The sequence below is a fragment of the Mycoplasmopsis bovis PG45 genome (assembly GCF_000183385.1).
GTDB classification, from domain to species: Bacteria; Bacillota_I; Bacilli_A; order Mycoplasmatales; family Metamycoplasmataceae; genus Mycoplasmopsis; species Mycoplasmopsis bovis.
Window position 1 is genome coordinate 135825 of record NC_014760.1, and the last position, 22660, is coordinate 158484.

The following is a 22660-nucleotide window of genomic DNA, read 5'->3' on the forward strand; positions in this document are numbered from 1 at the left end:
AAAGATGAATTTATTATAATAATATTATGGTTATTGTTAATGTAAACATCGAAAACGGCAACTCTTTCAATTTTAAAGATGAATATGAGGAAATATTACGCAATTTGCAATCCTATTTTAAGTTAGATAGCAAAGAAATATCAGTTGATGTATCTATTGTGAACAATAGGAAAATTAAAAAGCTCAATAAGCAATATAGGCAAAAAGATTACGCTACAGATATTTTATCATTCGATTTTGGGGATAAAAGTCTGTACAAAGATATGCCTTTTTTACCACTAGGTGAGCTTGTAATAAGCCATGAAAAGGTAGAAGAACAGGCTAAAGAATTTGGTCATTCTTTACGCAGAGAATATTGTTATTTATATGCTCATGGTCTAATTCACTTAATGGGTTATGATCATGAACTTGAGGATGAAAGAGTTGCAATGAATATGATGGTAGATGCAATATTTGATCCACTAAATATTACAAGGGAGGAGTAAAAATGATGGTTGATAAATTGAAAGAATTATTAAAGTATGCATATTGTCCTTGATCTCACTTTCAAGTAGCGGCAATAGCAATTAGTGAAGAGGGTAAAGAGTATCCAGGAGTTAATGTAGAAAATGCAGCCTTCCCTTCTGGTTTGTGTGCTGAAAGATCAGCTTTATTTGGTTCAGTTGCTCATGGTGCAAAAGTGGGTACTTTTAAAGAAATTCATATAATTTCTTCAAGCAACGAAATAATTTCGCCATGTGCAGGATGCAGACAAGTGTTATCTGAATTTATGGGAGATGATTCGCTAATTTACCAATATAATAATTCTGGTGATAAAGTAAGAGTAAATAAATTAATAGAATTAGTTCCTTATCCAATAAGAACCGAGCAAATTAAATCATAGTTGGTCTAGTTATGAAGGTATGTATTATTAGTATTTTAGGACGTCCAAATGTTGGTAAATCCTCATTATTAAACAAAATTATTAAATATGATCTTGCTATTGTATCTAACGTTCCGCAAACAACTAGAGATCAAATAATGGGAGTGTACACTGAAAATGATTATCAGTTTGTTTTTGTTGACACGCCCGGAATTCATAAACCATTGAATTTGCTAGGGGAGTCATTAAACAAAGAAGCATTTAGCTCAATAAACGACATTGATTGCATTTTATTTTTAACCCCCGTAAATGAAGAGATTAAGTCAGGGGATAAATTAATTCTAGAAAGAATTGCTAATTCAAAAAATAAAATTGCTGTAATATCAAAAATTGATTTAGCTAAATCACCAGACGATATTTCTAAGAAAATTAAGAGCTTAGAAGAATTCAATTTTCAAAAAATCATTTCTGTTTCTAATAAAAATGACAAATCAATTGACTCATTAATTGAAATATTAAAGGAGTATTCATACGAAGCTCCTCCATTTTACGACGAAGACTATATTACAGATAAATCAATGAGATTTATGGCTAAAGAATACATTCGTGAAAGCGCTATAAATCTTTTAACGGACGAATTGCCGCATTCAATTGCTGTAGAAGTGCAGGATTTTATTGAAGAAGAGGACAGAATAACAATTAACGCCATAATTTATGTTAAAAAAGATTCGCAAAAAGGAATTTTAATTGGCAAAGGGGCGTCAATGATTAAAAAAATTGGCACCAATGCTAGAATGAAAATGAGCCATCAGTTCAATAGTAAAGTTACACTTAATTTAAAGGTAAAAGTTTCTAATAAATGGATCAATGACAAAAGTGCGCTAAAAAAATTTGGCTATAATTAAAATATAGAGATCTTTTAAATAGAAGGAATTATTATGAACAGACAATTGTTAGACAGAATATTTGCTGAAAAAAACGTAGACTGCATAGTGTCATCAGCCCCACAGACTAGACTATGATATTCAAATGTTCAAACCACTGATGGTTACATTATTATTGAAAAAGATAAAGCATATTTATTTGTTGACAGCAGATACATTGAATATTGTGAAAAGAATGCAAAAAATGTAGAAGTTAGATTATTAGCTGGAAAATCTCTAAAGGAATTTTTTGACCAAAAAGGCTATAAAAAAGTTGCTTTTGAAAAAGACTACATAGTTTATGATGAATTTGACAGATTAGTTAAATTAATTAATCCTAAGACAATTGCATTCATTAAGGGACAAGAATTAAGAATCAAGAAGAGTGAAGAAGAAATTCAAGCAATGCAAGAAGTTATTAATATTTCATTAAAAGCATATGAAAAATTAATAAGCTGAATTATTCCTGGTATGACTGAAAAGCAAATTGCAACAAAATTGAACCACTTAATGAAATTATATGGTGCACAAAAAGAAAGTTTTGATGAAATTGTTGCTTCAGGGCCTAACTCTGCTGAACCTCACCATCATCCAACTGATAGAAGAATTCGTGATGGTGAATTACTAAAAATTGACTTTGGTGCATTATACAAAGGATTTAGCGCTGACATAACTAGAACAGTTATTTTAGGAAGACAAAATGTAAGCGACAAGCCTGAACAAGAAAAAATATTAGAAATTGTTAAGGAAGCTGCTCGTTTAGGACGCGAGGCTGTTAAGCCAGGCATTAAAGCTTCAGATATTGACAAAATTTGTAGAGATTACATTCAAAATAAAGGTTATGGATCATATTTTGTTCACTCAACAGGCCATGGACTAGGTATTGACGTACATGAACTTCCTAATGTGAGTTCACACAGTGATTACATTTTAGAAGAAGGAATGATTATTACTGTTGAGCCAGGTATTTACATTCCAGGTCTAGGTGGTGCAAGAATTGAAGATGATGTATTAGTAACAGCTGATGGTCATCGTGTTCTGACACGTCCAGAAGAAGCAATGTAAAAGTTGCAAAACAAGAAATTATAAGCCTTCTTTTTTATGCTTTTAGTGCCCAATTTCTACTAAATAATGAGTAGTTTTTTAACTTTTTGCTAAATATTTAATAAAATTCATATCACTATGAAAGAACTAGAAAAGATAACACCTTTAGAATTAGATTTTGCTAGATGATATACTGATGTTGTGAAACAAGGAAACTTGATTGAGTATGGTCCAGTTAAGGGAACAATGATTTTTAAACCTAATTCATTTGGCATATGAGAGCAAATACAGAAAGCATTAAATGGAATTTTTAATTCCTTAAAAATTCAAAATGTTTATCTTCCTTTATTTATTCCAGACAGGTTATTAGCCAAAGAAAAAGAGCATATAGCTGGTTTTAATCCTGAATTAGCAACAATAACTAAAGTAGGTGACAAAGATTTAGAACAAAAAATTTATGTAAGACCAACATCTGAGGTTTTATTTGCTGATTTATTTAAAAAAATGATTGTTTCTCACAAGGATCTACCAATTTTATACAATCAATGGGCAAATGTGGTTAGATGAGAAAAGACAACAAACCCTTTTTTAAGAAACAGAGAATTTTTATGACAAGAAGGTCATACATGTCATAAAAGTGCAATTGAAGCTAGAAAACTAACGCGCGATATGATCAATGTTTATGCTAAATTTTTAAAAAATTATTTAGCAATACCAACTATTATTGGTAAAAAGACTCCATACGAAAAATTTGCCGGCGCTTGCTCTACATACACAGTTGAAGCTATGATGAAAGATGGCAAGGCACTGCAAGCAGGGACTAGTCACTATTTAGCACAAAACTTTTCTAAGAAATTTGAAATATCTTTTAAAAATGATAAAAATGAAGATGAATTTGTATATCAAACATCATGAGGTGTCTCTACAAGGTTATTAGGCGCAATTATAATGACCCATGGTGATAACAGGGGAATTATTATTCCTCCTAAAGTTGCTCCTGTTCAAGTTGATATTTTAGAATTATTTGCTAATAAGCAGCCAAGAGTTCATGATTTTTGTCAAGAATTAGTAAAACAATTAGAAAGAAAGTTCAGAGTAAGGCTGGATTCAACTGACAAATCTCCTGGATATAAAGCTTCAAATTCTGAAATTCAAGGTGTACCACTTAGGATTGAAGTTGGCCCTAAAGATCTAGAAAATAAAACTGTCACTATAGTTCGTAGGGACACCTTAGAAAAAACTATAGTTGATATATCAGAAGTGAAAAGCAAGGTTCGTGAATTACTTGCTCAAATTCATAATAATCTTTATGAAAATGCAAAGAAGAAATTAGATGAAAATACTGTCCTTGTCGATAACTATGAAGAGTTTAAAGAAAAAATTAAGGAAAATAAGTTCGTTTTAGCCCCATTTTGCTGTGCTGAAGAAGCCGAAAAACAAATCAAAGATGAAACAGGCGCAACTACTAGATGCATTCCTAGAAAAAATCTAAAACCTGGAAAATCTAATAAATGTATTTTTGAAGGCTGTAGATCGCAAACTAATAAATATGTAATTTTTGCTAAAGCATATTAGTTATTAACTATTGATAGCGGTTTTATTTTCATAAATTATGATGACATGAGGAATTTATGATGAATGGCATATCGCTTCATAATGTTTTAAACTATACAATGACAGACTTAGAAAAATACAAGTTTGTTGCAACAATTTGCAGAATTGAAAAAGCACGTGCTAAATTAGATGAAAAAAGTTCTTTGTTTTCTAGTGACAGAAATAAGATGAATTATACTGGACGCTCTTTTTTCTCAGAAAAGTTCAACAGGGCATTAGAGTGCTTAGAAGATAATTATAAGCATTTGATTACCAAAGAATTTTTAGAAAAAGAGAACAACTACTGGTATGAAGAATTTTACTCAAAAACAACATATTATAAGTATCGCAAAAATGCAGTAAACGAGTTTTTAGCATACTATTTAGATAAAGATCAAACTATTATTTAGCACCAAAAAGCAAGAGATGAAGTCTTTTGCTTTTCTTATATAGAAGCAATTGAGCAGAATAATTTTTTACAAATTTTATATAATAAAAATACTATACAAAAAGGGAGCTTGAAATATGAGTATTTCCGAAACAATTTGAGCAAACTATGATCCTAATTCGAATTATTTGCCACTAAAAGATATATTTATTGAGAATGCAAAAGAGTATTTTGAGAATGCTGTTGCACAGTCAGGAATTTCTAAAGATGAGTGTAAATCTTTAGCTAGAAAATATGAAAATACCGCAATAAAGAAGAGCAAGACACAAAAAGCAACCAAATCTTTCCTAGGCTTATTTATAGCCTTTTTTGTCATTGCCATTTTACTATTTGTTTGATTTGGGCTTGTTTTGTGACTACAAATATTGCCACACATAAATGATAAGTCATATAGTACAAGTGATTTAGTCAGCGTGATTGTTTCACCAATATTAGGTGCAATTTTGATGGGTCTTTCTCTTGGATTATTTTTAATAAGATACTTAAAAAATAGAAAACAATTAATTAGAGACAGAATTAACGAAAAAAAGGCATATGATGCTGTAATTGAGGCAATTAAGCCATTGAATAATTTATTACTAAAGCACGGCATTAAGGAAGAAATTTTGCAAAAAACTATGCCGGAAGTTAAATTAAACAAATACTTAATGGCTGAGTGGCATAGAGAATTTATTGACGAATATGGCGGAAAAATTCTTTTAGGTAAGGATGAAAATACATATTGCAATTCAATTTTAAGTGGAACCTTATTTAACTCTCCATTTATTTTTGTCGGCAAGCGTGGCTGAAAGTATGTTGATAAAGAATATGAAGGGTCAATTGTTGTAACTTGGACTGAAATTTATACAGCAGGAAACGAAACCAAAAGCAGAGTTAGATCAGAAGTTCTTACTGCTACTGTCACAAAACCAGCTCCAGAATTTAGCGATGATAATTTTTTACTTTTCGGGACTAATGTTTGCACGAATCTAAACTTTTTCAGAAGGCCTACTAGTGTCAATGCAATGAATGAACGCGAAATAGAAAAATTTGTGAAGAAAAACAGTGATGAATTAGTTAAACTAACTGAAAAATCAATTGCAAGTAACAATTCATTTAGAGCAATGAATAACACAAAGTTTGAAGTATTGTTCAACGCATTAAACAGAAATGATGAAAAAGAGTTCCGTATGATGTTTACTCCTATAGCACAGAAGAATATGGTGAATTTACTTCTTGATAAAAATAACGGTTATGGCGATAATTTTAAGTTCACAAAGCAAGGAAATGTAAATTTAATTGAAAATACTCAATTACTAATGGATGCTGAAATATTCAAAAAATCTATTGAATGCGAGTCATACTCTTATGATCAAATTGCGGAATTATTTATACAAAACTTAACTAAGTTTTTTAGAGAATTTTACTTTAGTATAGCTCCTTTATTAAGTGTTCCTGATTACGTTTTATCTGAAGATCAAACACTTAATGCAGAAAATGACAGTAGGCTGTCATACTATGAGTTAGAAAGAATTGCTTATGATGCAATAAGTAAAAAAGTTAATACATCATGAACAGAAACTGATTTTGTTGTAAATATTAATGAAATTGGAAATGTGACGGATAGAGACGAAGAATTTAGCGTTGAAGCGCAAGGATTTTCAACTACAATGCAAACTGACTATGTTACAAAATTGGGACCTGATGGTGCACTTCATACCATCCCTGTGCCATGAACTAAATATGATCCTGAATATCATGAGTTTGTAATTAAAGTTGGGAAAATCAAAAACTATGAAAATAAGAGCTCATATATTAGTGAATTTGATGAAGTACTACAAGAAATTAGAGATGAAAATTCACCTTTAACTGAAGCTAGCGTACTTTCTAACGCTGTTAGAATCTTTGATAATTAGATTCTGCACTTTATATTACATAATGTAATATAAAGCCAAAGACTTACGAAAATTGCTATATAATTTTTATATTAATAACTGTTTTAAGGAGAGATATGGCAAATCAATTAGATGAATTAACAGGCCCAGTTAATGCTGAAGGTAGGGACATTAATGTCATTCAAAAACAAATACCAGCAAAGGTAACATGAAGATCAACGCTATTTGAAGTTATACTATGACTATTGGGTATAATTCCAGGCTTAGTTTTCTTATTTGTAAAAATTAAAGCCAAAAACTATTTGCAAAAATTAGAACAACAAGTTCAAGCACAATCGTCAACAGTAGATAATTACTTAGAAAACAGAGTTCAACTTATGATTAATGCTGTGTCAATTGCAAGAGAAGCAGTACAATTTGAAACAAATGTTTTAGAAAAAGTTACAGCATACAGAAGCGGACTTAATATCAATGAAAGTAATCGTTCATTAGTTGCTAAAGACATTGACGAAACCTTTAATTCTGTTGTTTCAGGGCTTCAAGGACTAAGATCTGTAAATGTGCAATTTGAAAGATATCCAGAACTAAAAGCCCATGATTTACTTAAGAAAGTTATGGACGATAATAGAAGAAGCCAGGCTGAAATTACAGCTTCAAGAGATCTTTATAATGATGTAGTAACCTTATGAAACAAGTCAATTTTTGAATGACCAGCTAAAGCAATTGTTGCTTCTAAAGAAGGATACACAACCAGAATTCCATTTGCAGCTAGTCGGGAAATTAAAGAAAAAGCCAGATCAAATTTTATGGCCTAAAATGCGCAAAGACGGCAATGACCGTCTTTTTAATGCATTTTAAAAAAGGCATCATTTCCATATTAAAATTTATATTTTTTTGACCGCACTTTAAACACCTTAATTTACATTATAATTTTTTATACCAAAAATATTTAAAGTCTTGTTGTGAGTATATCAATAAAACTTCAAAAGGAGGAATTATGAAAAAGTCACACGATTATGATAGCAAAGAGTATTTAAGCTTAGTTGATGCTTGATGAAGAGCTGCTAATTATTTATCTGTTGGTCAAATGTACTTGAGAAATAATCCATTATTAAAAACTCCGCTTACTAATAATGATGTAAAAATTTATCCAATTGGTCACTGAGGAACAGTACCAGGACAAAATTTTATTTATGCACATTTAAACAGAATAATAAATAAATATGATCTTAATATGTTCTTTATAAGTGGCCCAGGTCATGGTGGACAAGTTATTGCTTCAAATACATATCTAGATGGTTCATATACTGAATTATTTCCACATGTAACCAGAGACATTAAGGGAATGACACATTTATTTAAATACTTCTCTTTCCCTGGTGGAACAGCTAGTCATGCTGCTCCTGAATGTCCTGGATCTATACATGAAGGTGGTGAATTAGGTTATTCATTATCTCATGCTGCAGGCGCAATTTTAGATAATCCTGATGTAATAGCCGCTACTGTTGTTGGTGATGGAGAGTCAGAAACTGGTCCACTTTCTGCAGGATGATTCATCAACTCATTTATTAATCCTGCCAATGATGGGGCTGTGTTGCCAATTCTTCACGTTAATGGCGGTAAAATTTCTAACCCTACAATTTGATCTAGAAGAAGCAATGAAGAATTAACTTCATACTTTTCTGGCGCTGGCTGAAAACCATTTATTGTTGAAGGTAGTGAGCCTGAACATATGCATCGAGAAATGGCAAAAGCCTTAGATGCAAGCATTGAATTAATCAAAAAATATCAAGCTGAAGCTAGAAAAAATGGCGCAGAAAAAGCCAAAAGACCACAATGACCTATGATTGTTCTTAAATCACCAAAAGGATGAACTGGTCCTAAGTTATGAAATAATGAGGCAATAGAAGGGAGCTTTAGAGCACACCAAGTTCCTGTTCCTGTTTCAGCAGAAAAAATGGAACACATTGATGCATTGGAAAACTGATTAAAATCATATAAACCAGAAGAATTATTTGATGAAAATGCCCAATTGAGGCCTGAAATAGCTACAATTGCACCAAAAGGTGATAGAAGAATGGGCAAAAACCCTGTTGCTAATGGTGGAATAAATCCTAGAGCAATTAATGTAGGTGATTGAACCAAATTTGCCTTAGATATTAAGCAACCTGGAAAAGTTATTAATCAAGATATGGTAACTTTAGGTACATATCTAGGTGAGTTAAGTAAGCTTAACAAAGATAATTTTAGAGTTTGAGGACCTGATGAACACAAGTCAAATAGACTTTATGAAATGTTCAAAGTTACTGACCGTCAATGATTAGACAGAATTGATGAAAAGTATGATGAATCTTTATCACCAGTAGGAAGAATTATTGACTCACAACTGTCAGAACACCAAGCTGAAGGTATGCTTGAGGGTTATGTTTTAACAGGAAGACATGGTGTCTTTGCTTCATATGAATCATTTTTAAGAGTAGTTGATTCAATGCTTACTCAACATATGAAATGAGTCAAAAAGGCTTTAGATATTCCTTGAAGAAATGACTATCCTTCACTTAATGTTATAGCAACTTCAAATGCTTTCCAACAAGATCATAATGGTTATACACACCAAGACCCTGGTTTAATAGGACACTTGGCAGATAAAAGACCTGAATTAATAAGAGAATATCTTCCAGCAGATACAAACACTCTACTTGCAACAATGGCTAAAGCGCTTAAAGAGAGAAATGCTATAAACTTAATTATTTCATCTAAGCAACCAAGACATCAATTCTTTAGTAAAGAAGAAGCTATTGAACTAGTTGAACAAGGCGTTAAAATCATTGACTGAGCTTCAAATATTAAGCCAAATGAAGAGCCAGATTTAGTTGTAGCTGCTTCTGGAACTGAATCAACAATTGAATCGCTGGCTACAATAACATATCTTCGTGAATATTTCCCTGAACTTAAAATTAGATTTGTAAACGTTTTAGATTTACTAAAATTAAGACATCCAAGTATTGATCCTAGAGGATTAAGTGATAAAGAGTTTGACAAAATATTTACAAAAGATAAACCTATCTTATTTGCTTTCCATGGATATGAAGCAATTTTAAGAGACATATTCTTCCTACGTTCTAATCATAATCTTATAACTCATGGTTATAGAGAAAATGGTGATATAACTACTTCATTTGACATTCGTTTACTTAGCGAAATGGACAGGTTCCATATGGCAGCTAATGTTGCTAGAAAAATAGTTCCAGTTGTAGGTGAAGCAAAAGCAAATGAATTAGCAAAAATAATGGAAGATAAGATCAAAGAACATAGAGCATATATTAAAGAGTATGGTACGGACTTGCCTGAAGTTAAAGCTTGAGAGTGAACGCCATATAAATAAAAATAAAATATTGGCATTGACCAATATTTTTTTACCCCTGTTTTATAGGCAAAGCAGCCTATTTTTTCTTCTTCTTTTCTTTAGAAAAAATCTCGTTTCCTAATTTAATTCATTGGTTTAAGCATTCATGAAAGTGGGCAAAGCCTGACTTATAAAACTGATCGCTTGTAAGATCGATTCCCATATTTTTTAAAGTATTAAGTGGATAATCTCTATTGCCTGCTGAAAGAAAATTGTTTATATACTTGTTCAAAAATTCTTTTCCATACATCTTATATTGAGTGTAGAAATGGTTGGCCACAAGTTGACCTATTGCATACTTATAAACATAGAAACCCATATAAAAATGAGGAATTGTTACAGCTGCAATTTGTTCTTCTTTTTTGTATTTTCTAGGCTTTTTATAATATTTTTTGAGAGTTTCATAGTATATTTTTGAAACTTCCTCATAATTTGGAGTAACTTCATTTAAGTCAACTTTTTTGTAAAGTTCATACTCATAGTTAGCTCACTTAGCTTGAGTAACGGTTGTGCCAAAAAAGCCCGAGATTATGTGGCCATAGATAGTAAATTTTTCAATTTTACTATTTGATTTTTCAATTAAGTAGTCATAAAGCATTAATTCATTAAAAATTGATGCAATTTCAGCTAAAAATATAGGATAACTAGCATTAGTTATATCATTATTTTTGTCTGAAAAATATGAATGCATTGAGTGACCTAATTCATGAGCTAAGGTTTCCACTGAATTAAGCTCACCATCAAAATTCATTAGTATAAATTTTTTATCAATTCCATAACTGTTGCCAATTGAATAAGCTCCAGAAAGCTTATTCTTCACACTCATAAAGTCAACTCATTTTTCCTTATAAGCCTGTTTTATAGTGTCAGAATACTCAGAACCAAATGGCAATAGTGCATTATAGACTATATCCTTTGCTTCTTCAACGCTGTATTTGTTTTTAACTTTAAAAATATCTCTATTAGCATCATATAAAGGTCTAAATTTTTCATTAAAGTGTGCTTCATAGTACTTTTTATAATGCTTTCAATATTTAGCAATATCATTTTTTAGTGATGCTATATTGCTAAATAACTTTAGTAAGATTTCATCATTTACTTTATCTTCATAAGTAAGCATATTGATTGAGTCTTTATATTTTCTAACTTTAGCATTTACAGAAATATTTTTAAATGTCTGAATAAGCATATTCGCTAGTGATTCTTTATGTTGCAATTTTGCTTTTCTATACTGTAAAACAGCATTTTTACGTAAAGTTGCATCATCAGATTTAAGCATCTTAGAATATGAAATAGGATCTAATTTATGCTTTTTATTTTTCGAATCTAAAACATCATCATATCTAAGCTCTGCATCAGTAAGAATACTAAAAACATCATCTAAGTTAGGCTCACCAAAAGCAACTTCAGTTAAGTAATCTTCAACATCATTAGAGAGCTTATGATTGAATGAATCTAGTGTGTCAGTAAGCATTTTTTTATATGATTTTAATCTTTCATCATTAACTCAAGTCCTTAATTTATCAGCATTTTTGAAAAATCTATTGATTTCAGATCCATATTGCTTGTTTAATTCTTCGTTAGCCGAGTCAAACTTAAGCGCCATTTCTTGTGCTTTAGAATCTGTTAGATTTATATTGGTTTTATTAGAAATATAATTGTGTAATTTATTAGCCACAATTTCCATTTGTTCATTAATTTTTAGGCCAGCAATAAAAGATTCAATACTACTGTATTTTGAATCCTTGATTTCAATTAGTTGTTTAAAAACGCTTACATATTTATCTAACCAATAATCAAAACTTTGACCTTCTAAAATAGATTCTATGTCTCATTTGTATTCATCATTAACTTTGTCATAACTAGGATATTGCTTCATATTTATTTCCTTTTAAAAAAAATAAAAAAAACTATAAAAATTAAACTTTTGATAAAAAATAAAATATATTATAAAATAATTAAACAAATGACAATAAAAGTAATACAAGAGAGCCGTTATTGATTAAAAATAGCCCTTATGATATTCAATGAAGATCTAAATCCTTCATTGCCTTTTTTTGTCACTGAATATAGTCAGAATTTATATGATACAGTCTCCCCTTTTGTATTTTTTTAATTTTAAAAAATATTAAGGAGGATTTGTGATACAGAAAAAAGAAAAGCTTCCTTACATTATTAAGCTTAAGGAAGTTGTCAAAGAATTCGATGGCAAAATTGTTTTAGATAACATCGAATTAAATATTAAAAAAGGTGACTTTGTCACATTACTAGGCCCTTCAGGAAGTGGTAAAACCACTATTTTAAGATTAATCGCGGGCTTTGAAAAAACCACACGTGGCGAGATTCAGTTTAATGGTCTAGATATTAAGGACTTGCCACCTCACAAAAGAGATTTATCAACTATTTTTCAAGATTATGCATTGTTTCCACATTTAAATGTTGAAGGCAACATTAAATTTGGCTTACCACTTAAAAGAGTTCCTAAAGAAACTATAAATCCTAGATATGAAAGAATTCTTGCTGAAAAGAAAATTAAGTGAACTGAATTAGCTCAAAAGAAAATGCAAGAATTAGATGAGTTGCAAGATAAATACATTGAAGAAATGGAAACACTAAAGCCTAATACAATAACTTACAGAAGAAGACAAAAATGATTGGATAGATCAGACTTTAACTACTCATATTGAGAAAATTATGTTCAACAGCAAACTGAATCGTTTGAAAACAAATTTTTAAAAAGAAAACTTACTAAAAATGAAATTGATCAATTAGTAAAAGACTTTGTTAAGTTAGTTGGGCTAGAGGGAAATGAAAAGAAATCAATTAGTGAGCTTTCTGGTGGTATGCGTCAAAGAGTTGCATTAGCTAGAAGTTTAATTATTAAACCAAGTATTTTGCTTCTAGATGAACCATTAAGTGCGCTTGATGCTAAGATTAGACAAAAAATGCAAGTGCTTCTTAGAAGCCTACAGCAAAAACTAGGTCTAACATTTATCTTCGTTACCCACGACCAAGATGAAGCATTAGAATTATCGGATATGGTTGCTGTTATGCGTGGTGGTAGAATTGAACAATACGATAGTCCTAAAAATATTTATGACTATCCAGTTAATAAATGGGTTGCTTCATTTATAGGAGATTCAAATATTTTTAATGGTACTTTTAACAAGGAAGACTGTACAGTAGACCTTTTGGGAAAAACATTTAAAACAGTTCATGATGATGATGAGTTCAATGATGAACAAGAAGTTGATGTTCTTATTCGTCCTGAGGACATCGACATTATCTTAGTTGACGAAGATGAAGAAGTTGAAAAGAGTAAAGAAAGCAAGAAAACTAAAGAAAAGTTAAGAGGAAGTATTCAAGATATTGCCTATCGTGGTAGCTATTACTATCTAAAAGTGAAGCTAAATATGGGTGAATATATTTATGTTGAGACTGCTAAGAAATTTGAACTAAATGATGTTGTGGATATTAGTTGAACAATTGACAGTATTCATTTAATGAATAAAGATAGCAAGTGAGACTATAGCTCTAATGAATTCAGGAATTAAAGCATCTTTAGGTCTTAACAGAAGATTAATATTCCTGCTTCCTTACATTTTTATAGCCATTCTTTTAGTGTTTTTACCAATTATTTTAATAATTGTGAACTCAGTTATTCATATAGCTGATCCAACTTTTGATTCGTTTAAATTGGTTAAGGATTCAAAAACCTGAACCAAAATTTGAAGAAGCTTATTTATTGGAATCATATCTGCTTTATTGTGTCTAGTTATAGGATTGCCGTATGCATATTTTGTAGCTAGAAGCAAAAACAAAATTATGCCAATTTATGCTATGAGTCTTATTTTAAGTCCATTAGTAATATTTACTATTGCAAAAATTTATGCAGTACGCGGCTTTTTCTTAACTATTGTTTCGAAAGAAAACGATCTTAATGCAATTTGATTTATGATTTTTGGCTTAACCTACTTAAACTTGCCATATATGATAATGCCACTTTATTCAGTCTTTAGAGATATGCCCGAAAATATTGTTGAAGCTTCTCATGACTTAGGTAACGGACCAATTAGAACACTATTTAGAGTAATTTTGCCATACAGCAGTAAAGCAATATTAAGTGGCCTAGGTATTATTTTCTTATCTAGTGCTACCAACTTTGTTATAAGTGATAAATTACTTCCAGATGGCTCGCAACACCAATTAATTGGTACAGTAATTAATAATTACACCAACCCTGCAAACCAATATGAAGTAGCAATTGGCACTACATTAGTTATTGTCGTATCAGTCATATTTATAGGTACATTCGCATTGATAAGCTTCTTGCCAAGAGTATTCAAAAGAAGAAAGAGAGCAAGATATGAGTAAGTTAATTAAAGTATTAAAAAGCTTTTATATCCACATAATTTTATTAGCTTTCTATATCCCACTTTTGTATGCTGCAATTTTCAGTTTTAATAACCCAAGTAGTAAGGGGTTTGTTAGAACAAACTGAAATGGCTTCACAACTAACAACTGATCTACATTCTTTAATGAAGGTAGAGGTGTTGCCTTGCTTAACTCAATAATAATTGCTTTTGCAGTTTCTGCCTTAGTTGTTTCTATATCACTTTTTACTTGCTATGGTATGTGAAGACAAAAAAATAGAGCATATAGCAAGCTAATTTTAGGAACAAATAACGTGCCTTTGATTAACCCTGATAACATTAGTGCTATTGGCCTTGCATTGCTATTTTCAGCCTTGTTTGGTGCACTAGTAAATACACGTGAAGGTCTATTTCGTGGTATTGTTGGTCACACAGTAATGGCGCTTCCATATGCTATTACACTAATGTTTCCTAGAAGTGATAAATTTAATGCTTCGCTTTTTGAAGCTGCTCAAGATTTAGGATATAGCAAAACCAGAGCATGATTTAAAACATACTTTGTATATATGTTACCTTCTAGTTTTTTTGCTGCTATAGTTGCTGCATTCCTAAGTTTTGATGACTTTATTATTTTGAGAACAGTTTCTAACACTTCTACACTAGGCACTAAATTGTATGAAGGGGAATTTAGAGCATGAGGATTAGTTGTTGGAGCATCATTATTAATTATTGTATTGGCACTCAATGTTATATACATTAGTTACAAATGAATCAAAATTAACAAAAGCAGCAAAAAAGCGAAAAAGGCTATAGAACAGGAAAATAAGGAAGCAATATCAACAAAAACTGCTCTATTTGAAATTGGAGGCAGTGATGAAAAGCAGTAAATTTACACAGTTTCTTAAGTCTAAAGTACTAACTAAAAAAGTTGGATTCTCTTTAGCTGCCATCACAGCAGCATCTGTTGCAATCGGTGCTGTTTCATACAAATATACAAAAAGCGTATTCAAGCCTGTTTTCTCAAACTATCAAGCCTACATTGATGAATATAATTTAGAAAAATTAAGTAAAAGATTTGAATACAAGCAATTCGCTGTATTGGATGAATTTACTAGGGACATTTTAACTAACAAAACAGCAGGCGGTATTGGTAGCGATAGCCAGGCTACAAAATTAATTATTAATAGCAATCAAGGTAAACCGCTTTTAAGAAAGTTTAAAAGATCTGACTTTAAGAAAATATTTAATGCAAAATGAGACGATTCTAAATCTACTGAAGAGAATCTCAAAGTTATTTATAATCCTGTTGTTTTTGAACATATTAAATCTTATGATGCTTTATTAGAAAATGTTCCTGTCTTTGATGAAAACGGAAAAATTATCCCTAATAAAAAGCAAAAAGACTTGCCATATGAAGAAAGACTTCATTTATATGATTATTTCATTCCTTACTTTATGCAAGATATGGTTATTGCATATAACCCACAAAAATTAGCAAAGTATAATAAATTATTTAAACCATTTCATATGGAAGCTCCCAAAGAACCTGATGATAACGATGATGAGCAAGCCAAAAAGAACTATGAAATAGCCAAAAAAGATTATGATGCTAAATATAAAAATGCCATTAGTGAATACTTTGCGGGAGTTCACAATGGCATTGAAAAACAAATAAATTCAAAAATAATTGAAATTCTTAATAACCCAAACAACAAGTACAAGGAAAAAGTTGTTGATAAGCAAACAGGACAAGAAAGGATTGAAGAGCACTCACACTTACCAATGTCTGAAGCTCTAAAATTACTTAGAAATCCTTATGGGGCAAAGTCTGAACAAGATGCCTTTAAGTACTACCAATATACAAATGCTGTTCGTGATAATATGATTTACGGTTCTTCATATAGATTAGATACTAAAACAGGTAAAAGAGTGTCACAACCTACTGGAGAGGCTGTTTTAACTGAAGAAACAAACATTACTAATAAAAAGATAAGAACAGAAATCTATAGAGATTTAATCGATCAGTTTGTTGATATGTTTGAAGATTCAACCGGCTTTAAAATCACTGATACTGAAAGAGTAAGAACTAATGGTAATGGACTAGAGTTACTTAACTCATTAATAGATCCATCAAAAAGTTCAAATGTTGCTATTATCTATAATGGTGATGCAGTTGATGCCTTCTATTCATTAGATAATATTAAAAATTCAGAAGTCCCAGATGGTGTTGTAAGATTTATTCGTCCTTCAGTTAACTTATTATTAGTTGATGGCTTTGTCATATCTAATTCAACTGAAGAAAATGTTGCGCAAGATATGATTGATGCAATGCATAAAACAGTATTCGCCGGATATGATCAGCCTGATGAATTTTGAAATTCTGATAATATTGAAAAAGCTAGAAAAAATGTATCTGCTGACAAGGACAAAGATAAATGGTATGAAAAATATGGAGCATACTTTGCATTTGATTACATAAGATATACTCCAGCAATTCAAAGTTTATATAAATATGTTCTTGATAATGAGTTTTCAGAAGATAAATTCCCTGGTTATGGTAATTCATTTAATGAATACCAAAGAGAGTATCTTAAAAACTTATACAAAATTGAAAGTGAATATACTTTTAAAGACTTTAAATCAACTGATTCAGATAAAAAATTAGAAGATTTAAAAGGCTTTAAATATCATGTTAAGCATATTCCAATTAGTCCAGTAACACACGAAGTTCAGACTGAAATTAATATTTATTATGACAATAAATTAAAATCTTAAAAAAAGTTTAGCTAATATGCTAAATTTTTCATTCCTTATTACATAAGCATAAATATTTTGCTTACTATTTTACTAATAGCACTATAAAAAAGCCAGGTAAGTAGCATTTTATAATCCTAGTTATGTGTGTATAAAAATTTAATAAATAAATAAAAAAAATTAATTTTTTACTATAATTTAAATACTTATTTTTCAACAACTATTTTAACAGTGAGGAGGGTGCAATGGCTATAGTTCCAAAGCGTAAAACATCTAAGCAACGTAAGCACAAAAGACGTACTCATGATGCTTTACCAATACAAAATTTAATTTCATGCAAAAACTGCTCTAATATGATTCAACAACACCGTGTATGTGAACACTGTGGCTTTTACAAAGGTAAAAAAGTTGAAGGATATAAAAGTTTAAACTTGCGCGCTCAATAATAATATTTTAAAACCAACTTTACTTGGTTTTTATTTTATCTTTTATTATAATTTTTAATTATATGAATAAAACATTATCTTCTTCAGAAGCAAAAATAGCATTAATATCATTAATTGTTTTTTTAGTTATTTGCTCAATAATTGCGATAGTTATTGTATTTTTTTTAGTCAGAAATAACAAAATTAAAAAAATAAAAAAGCAAGCTGATTCGGTATATAAATTTCTTAGTTCTAAAACTACTAATGGCTCTGTAACAATTTCTAGATTTAAAAGTGTTGCACAATCACAAGGTGATTATAAAAAACATCTTAGTGAACTAGTTAGCTTAAATGACGAGATGAAAAAAATATACAAGCCATTATTTGCGGTATGTAATCAAATAAAGGCTAATGCAAAAAAACGATTTAGTGATTTAAAACTCGAATTTGATAGGTTAAATGATTTATATGCTGAGTACAAAAAATTATGAGATAGATTTAATCAAAAGTCAGAAAAACTTAACATACATTGAGGAATAGTTGATTCAATAAGCTCAAAACTCTCATCAATTCTTTTAGAATTAGAGAAATATATATACAAAAACAAAAGCAACTTAACGCACACATATAACCTATTAGCCGATGAGCTTGATGAATTGCAAAAAAATAATTTTGCTTTCGAAGATAAGAAAATTAATGTTGAAATAACAAATGTTTCAGCTGAAATAAATGAATATGAAAAAAGAGTTTATTCATTTTGCAAAAAAGTTGATGTAATGGTTAAGTTAGAAAAAGCTATTTTTGAACTTATTCCCAAAATTCTAGAGAGCCAAAGTTTCGACTATAAATTTGAGAGTTCGTTGGCAGAATTAAAAAATGACTTAAAAAAACTACAAAACAACTTTACAACTAGTCCTTATCAGGAATTATTAAGAGAAACTAAAGCCATATATTTTAAATATTTTACTTTGCTAAAACATAATAAACTTGATTCTGAGTTTAAAAGTTTTATCAAGAATAAATTTAGCCTTCTAAAAGAAGAAATTGAGAAAATAAATAATTATATTGACTCATTCATTAGTAAAACAAAAGAAGAATCTTTTTACAAGAATACTATAAAACAGGACTATTTGTCAACTATAGTTTTTTGAGAAAATCTCGTTAAAGATTTTGAAGTGCTAAAAAATAAAGTTGATAATGATAAAGAAATAGGACTTTTAGAATTACAAACATTTTTAGAAGAATATAGTGAATTATTAAAATCGCTAAATAAAGTAATTTCTAAATATGACTATTTAAGTATCAAGAGCATATATGACAAAATATATTTAGATATAAATAATCAGTGGTGTCATAGACTACTGAATTTAAGAGATATTCTAGAAAAGTTATTTGAAAATAATGAATTATTTAGAAAATTAATTTTGCTAAATAAGGAAATTAACAAGGATTTTAGTGAAAAGCAATATATAGATTTAAGTTCCGAATTATGAACTAAATGAACCATATTGTTATGCACAGTTTATAAAAAAGTATATACACAGTATGCTTATAAATCTATGATTGATGCTCTTACGGAGAAAATGGCACAGTTAAGTAGTATAAATGGCTCTGAAATCGAAGAGTATATGTTATATATTGACAGTAATATTGTCTCTTTTAAATTCAAAGAGGCATTTGAATTACTAGCTGCTGCTATTAAAGGAAAATAATATGTATGAAAAGATTTTAATAAGATATGGTGAACTAACACTTAAAGGTAAAAATAGAGATTCATTCATTACTCAGCTAGCTAGAAATATCAAGGTTATTACTGGCGAATATCCTGAAATTAAGTATGATAGAATGTTTCTTTCATATTCTGAATATAATGTAAAAAAGCTAAAATATGTTTTTGGTATCACTAGTTATAGCCCGGTTATTTTTTGTGAAAATAATATTGAGAAAATTACTAATAATGCTATAAAACTAGTTGATAAGGAAAATAAAACCTTTAAGATATCTGCAAGAAGAAATAATAAAAAGTTTGACTTTACTAGTGCAGAGATAAACCAAAAAGTTGGAGCGGCCGTATTAAAGTATTGCCCATGAGTTAAAGTAGATGTGCATAATCCTGATTGTAATGTAAATATAGAAGTGCGCTCAGATAAAACATATTTATTCAGTAAAAACTATAGTGCACTAGGCGGTTTACCTGTGGGTATAAGCGGCTCTACTCTTCATTTAATGTCTGGGGGGATTGATAGTCCTGTTGCTGCCTTTGAACTTATGAAAAGAGGTTTAAGAGTTCATTTTATTTCATTTGTTTCGCCTCCACAAACTGATGAAAAAACTATTAATAAAATCAAATCTTTAGTTTCAGTTTTATCAAAATACCAAGGTAAAAGCAATCTCTACTTAGCTAACTATTCAAAACTAATGAACTATATTTCTTTTACGTCAAATGAAGCGTACAAAATTAATTTAATGCGTCGCAGTTTTTACAGAATTGCTTCTAAGTTTGCTAAAAAGCAAAACATTATAGTCTTATCAAATGGTGAAAATTTAGGTCAAGTTGCTAGCCAAACAATTGAAAGTCTATCAACCATTGCCAATGCTAGTGATTTATTAATTTTAAGACCAATTCTTGCTAATGATAAGATAGAAACTATCAATATTGCAAAACATATAGGAACTTATGACATTTCTATAGAAAAAGCTAAAGAAACATGTGAGCTTTTTGCACCAAAAAGCCCTGTAACTAAGCCTAATTTGTCAACTTCAATTAGATTAGAAGATGAATTATCTAATCTTAATAATTTAGAACAAGAGCTCTTAGAAAGTAGCATTGAGCATCTAGTAATTGAATAAAAAAGCAGGTTTGTGAATATGACCTGCTTTTTTAAAGTGATTATTATGTGTGAAGAATTTTGTAAATCAGAATTGCTATTGTGGCTACAATTAGAATAAATAAAGCAATAACTAGCAAGGAAGAAATAATAATTTTCTTCCTGTTTTCAATATATTTAGATCTAGTATACTCATCTAAATTTTGGACAGCATCTTGTACAAGAGTATCTCTGTCAGCTTCACTTAGCTTACTTATTTCTTCAGTAGACAATATTTTTATATCTTTAATTTCTTCAAATGTAGTAAAGCGAGACTTTTCTTGTTCATTTTCTAAAGTATTCATATGTAAATTTTACATTAAACATAAAGATAGTGCTTGCAAAATTATTTGGTTTTAGTAGGCTCAAATACTGGAAGTTTATTAGAATCATTGCGCAATTTAGTTCCATTAGCAAAGTTATTATCGGTTGTTCCTTGTTCAAATTTTCATTTCTTTAATTATAAAAGTTATACCCCATAATACTATACAAAATGTCGCATTTTGAACAATGTAGACATTTTTTTATTTATTTTTCTGACAAAGACTTAAAAAATGCTGCTAATGTCATCATAAAAAAATTAATTTTATTTATTTCTCTATTTAAATTTTGTGTTATAATATAGTTATAATGCTATATATTTAGGAGAATTTGAAAATGGCAATTCCAGTTGAAATAAGACAAGTTGAAAGACCTAAAAACACAGTTGTAAAGAATTACTTTGGAAAATTTAAAGTTGTAAAAAGAACCAGCAAATATGTGAATGGAAAAGCAATTCCAAAAGATTTGGCAATTGTTGGCGAAATAGTAGATTACAAATTTGTTCCTTTTGAAACACCTATCCCAGTAGGTACAAGATCTAAGAAAAATCAAGAAAAAACAGATATAAAAGACTATGGTAACATAGCAATTTTTACAAAAAATAGCAATGATATTTTGGAAAAATTACTAACACATTTTGATTCATCAACAGCTTACAAATTATATGTAATTGCTATTCTTAGATGTGCCTATCCAAAAGCCGTTAATCGTGATTTAAAGTTTTACTATGAAACTTCATTTATGTCTGAATTATTTAAAAAGGTTGGTTTATCTGAATCATTATTACCAGACTTCTTTGAAAAAACTGGTAGAGCATATTCAAATATACATAACTTCATGTTAGATAGAATAAATGAGTTTAAAGGTAGAGTGCAAATTATTGATGGCACACTTAAATCTTATAATTCAGATGAAGTAACTTTTTCTCAATGATCAAGAAAAGGCAAGGTTAAAGGTAGCAAAGATTTTACCTTACTTTACACTTGTGTCTTATATACCAAAGAGCCAATTTATCACAGACCATACCAAGGAAATATGCTGGATTCGACTATTTTTGAGGACTTTTTGGAAAATGTGCCTAGCACTGGCGAAATATTAGTTGCTGATAAAGGCTTTAGAACTAAAGCAATTACAGAGCTTTTAGAACAGAATAAAAATGTTAAGTATCTTTTGCCATTAAAGAGAAATACAACATTAATTAGAGAAGAAAAACTTGATGAAAACTTGACTCCTGTGAAAATTAAAGATAAGCAATTACTAGGGTCTAAAAAGCAAATAAATGGAAAGTTTTTTTATCTATTTAAAGACTTAGAAATAGCTGGCAAAGAAAGTGTTGGAAACTATCAAAAACATCTAAAAAGAAATACATTTAACATTGATGAATTCAATAAAAATAATCAATTTTTTGGTGTCATTGTTTTTGAATCCAATGTTGACCTTTCATTAGAGGATGTATACACACTATATGATCAAAGATGAGAAATTGAAGAAATGTTTAACTTTTACAAAAATATTTTGGAACTATCAAAAACAAGAGTTCATTCAGAAATGAAAGTTTACACAACAGAGTTTATAAACTACTTGTCACTAATAATTGCGACAAAAGTTAAGAACAATTTTATAAGACTAAATCTTCATCAAAACTACTCATTCAGACAGATTATAGAATATTTGAGAAGTTACAAAGTTGAAGTAATAAATAATACAGAATGAAAAAAACGCAAGGTGTTGAAATATGTTCAAGACCTTGCGGAATTGTTAGAAATATAG

The 22660-nt window shown here is 29.8% G+C and carries 19 protein-coding genes; 17 read left to right on the forward strand and 2 right to left on the reverse strand.

Annotation, left to right across the window (positions count from 1 at the left end):
• Positions 1 to 26: 26 nt before the first annotated feature.
• From ybeY to MBOVPG45_RS00650, 9 genes are all read left to right on the forward strand, one after another.
• On the forward strand, positions 27 to 485 hold the full coding sequence (gene ybeY, locus MBOVPG45_RS00610) for an rRNA maturation RNase YbeY (RefSeq protein WP_013456026.1): 459 nt from the start codon (positions 27 to 29) through the stop codon (positions 483 to 485).
• A gap of 2 nt (positions 486 to 487) precedes the next feature.
• Positions 488 to 883, forward strand: a complete 396-nt coding sequence (gene cdd / locus MBOVPG45_RS00615) for a cytidine deaminase (RefSeq protein WP_013455912.1) — start codon at positions 488 to 490, stop codon at positions 881 to 883.
• An 11-nt stretch (positions 884 to 894) separates the two neighbouring features.
• Positions 895 to 1767, forward strand: a complete 873-nt coding sequence (gene era, locus MBOVPG45_RS00620; RefSeq protein ID WP_013456544.1) for a GTPase Era — start codon at positions 895 to 897, stop codon at positions 1765 to 1767.
• A gap of 33 nt (positions 1768 to 1800) precedes the next feature.
• On the forward strand, positions 1801 to 2850 hold the full coding sequence (locus tag MBOVPG45_RS00625; protein WP_013456097.1) for an aminopeptidase P family protein: 1050 nt from the start codon (positions 1801 to 1803) through the stop codon (positions 2848 to 2850).
• Between the two features lie 117 nt (positions 2851 to 2967).
• The gene (proS, locus tag MBOVPG45_RS00630; protein ID WP_013456141.1) at positions 2968 to 4404 is read left to right on the forward strand and encodes a proline--tRNA ligase; all 1437 of its coding nucleotides are present in this window, start codon (positions 2968 to 2970) and stop codon (positions 4402 to 4404) included.
• Positions 4405 to 4460: 56 nt separating this feature from the next.
• Positions 4461 to 4832 carry an MG284/MPN403 family protein gene (locus MBOVPG45_RS00635; RefSeq protein WP_226057194.1) on the forward strand — a complete coding sequence of 124 codons (372 nt, stop codon included), beginning with the start codon at positions 4461 to 4463 and terminating at the stop codon, positions 4830 to 4832.
• A gap of 115 nt (positions 4833 to 4947) precedes the next feature.
• Positions 4948 to 6765, forward strand: coding sequence for an MAG1210 family protein (locus MBOVPG45_RS00640; protein WP_013456281.1), 1818 nt, complete (start codon positions 4948 to 4950; stop codon positions 6763 to 6765).
• Positions 6766 to 6860: 95 nt separating this feature from the next.
• On the forward strand, positions 6861 to 7559 hold the full coding sequence (locus MBOVPG45_RS00645) for a LemA family protein (RefSeq protein WP_013456555.1): 699 nt from the start codon (positions 6861 to 6863) through the stop codon (positions 7557 to 7559).
• A gap of 182 nt (positions 7560 to 7741) precedes the next feature.
• Positions 7742 to 10129 carry a phosphoketolase family protein gene (locus tag MBOVPG45_RS00650; RefSeq protein WP_013456508.1) on the forward strand — a complete coding sequence of 796 codons (2388 nt, stop codon included), beginning with the start codon at positions 7742 to 7744 and terminating at the stop codon, positions 10127 to 10129.
• A gap of 58 nt (positions 10130 to 10187) precedes the next feature.
• Here MBOVPG45_RS00650 and pepF read toward each other — a convergent pair whose 3' ends face one another.
• On the reverse strand, positions 10188 to 12029 hold the full coding sequence (gene pepF, locus MBOVPG45_RS00655; RefSeq protein ID WP_013456071.1) for an oligoendopeptidase F: 1842 nt from the start codon (positions 12027 to 12029) through the stop codon (positions 10188 to 10190).
• A 262-nt stretch (positions 12030 to 12291) separates the two neighbouring features.
• Here pepF and MBOVPG45_RS00665 point away from each other — a divergent pair, with 262 nt between their 5' ends.
• The 7 genes from MBOVPG45_RS00665 (at position 12292) to thiI (ending at position 20552) form a co-directional block, all read left to right on the forward strand.
• Positions 12292 to 13704, forward strand: coding sequence for an ABC transporter ATP-binding protein (locus MBOVPG45_RS00665; protein WP_013456016.1), 1413 nt, complete (start codon positions 12292 to 12294; stop codon positions 13702 to 13704).
• A complete protein-coding gene (locus MBOVPG45_RS00670; RefSeq protein WP_013456380.1) occupies positions 13688 to 14524 on the forward strand; it encodes an ABC transporter permease in 837 nt (278 codons plus the stop codon). Before MBOVPG45_RS00665 ends, MBOVPG45_RS00670 begins: the two co-directional genes overlap by 17 nt.
• Positions 14517 to 15410, forward strand: a complete 894-nt coding sequence (locus tag MBOVPG45_RS00675) for an ABC transporter permease (RefSeq protein ID WP_013456215.1) — start codon at positions 14517 to 14519, stop codon at positions 15408 to 15410. Before MBOVPG45_RS00670 ends, MBOVPG45_RS00675 begins: the two co-directional genes overlap by 8 nt.
• The gene (locus MBOVPG45_RS00680; RefSeq protein ID WP_013455994.1) at positions 15397 to 17298 is read left to right on the forward strand and encodes a type 2 periplasmic-binding domain-containing protein; all 1902 of its coding nucleotides are present in this window, start codon (positions 15397 to 15399) and stop codon (positions 17296 to 17298) included. Before MBOVPG45_RS00675 ends, MBOVPG45_RS00680 begins: the two co-directional genes overlap by 14 nt.
• 224 nt (positions 17299 to 17522) lie before the next feature.
• Positions 17523 to 17723, forward strand: coding sequence for a 50S ribosomal protein L32 (gene rpmF / locus MBOVPG45_RS00685; protein ID WP_013456051.1), 201 nt, complete (start codon positions 17523 to 17525; stop codon positions 17721 to 17723).
• A gap of 62 nt (positions 17724 to 17785) precedes the next feature.
• Positions 17786 to 19414, forward strand: a complete 1629-nt coding sequence (locus MBOVPG45_RS00690; protein ID WP_041309082.1) for a membrane protein — start codon at positions 17786 to 17788, stop codon at positions 19412 to 19414.
• Position 19415: 1 nt separating this feature from the next.
• Positions 19416 to 20552 carry a tRNA uracil 4-sulfurtransferase ThiI gene (thiI, locus tag MBOVPG45_RS00695; protein WP_013456483.1) on the forward strand — a complete coding sequence of 379 codons (1137 nt, stop codon included), beginning with the start codon at positions 19416 to 19418 and terminating at the stop codon, positions 20550 to 20552.
• 43 nt (positions 20553 to 20595) lie between these two features.
• Here the strand turns inward: thiI and MBOVPG45_RS00700 are convergent, their stop codons facing one another.
• On the reverse strand, positions 20596 to 20874 hold the full coding sequence (locus MBOVPG45_RS00700; protein ID WP_013455960.1) for a hypothetical protein: 279 nt from the start codon (positions 20872 to 20874) through the stop codon (positions 20596 to 20598).
• Positions 20875 to 21226: 352 nt separating this feature from the next.
• Between MBOVPG45_RS00700 and MBOVPG45_RS00705 the strand changes: the two genes are divergently transcribed.
• Entirely contained in the window at positions 21227 to 22660 is a 1434-nt protein-coding gene (locus MBOVPG45_RS00705; protein WP_013455919.1) for a transposase, read from the forward strand.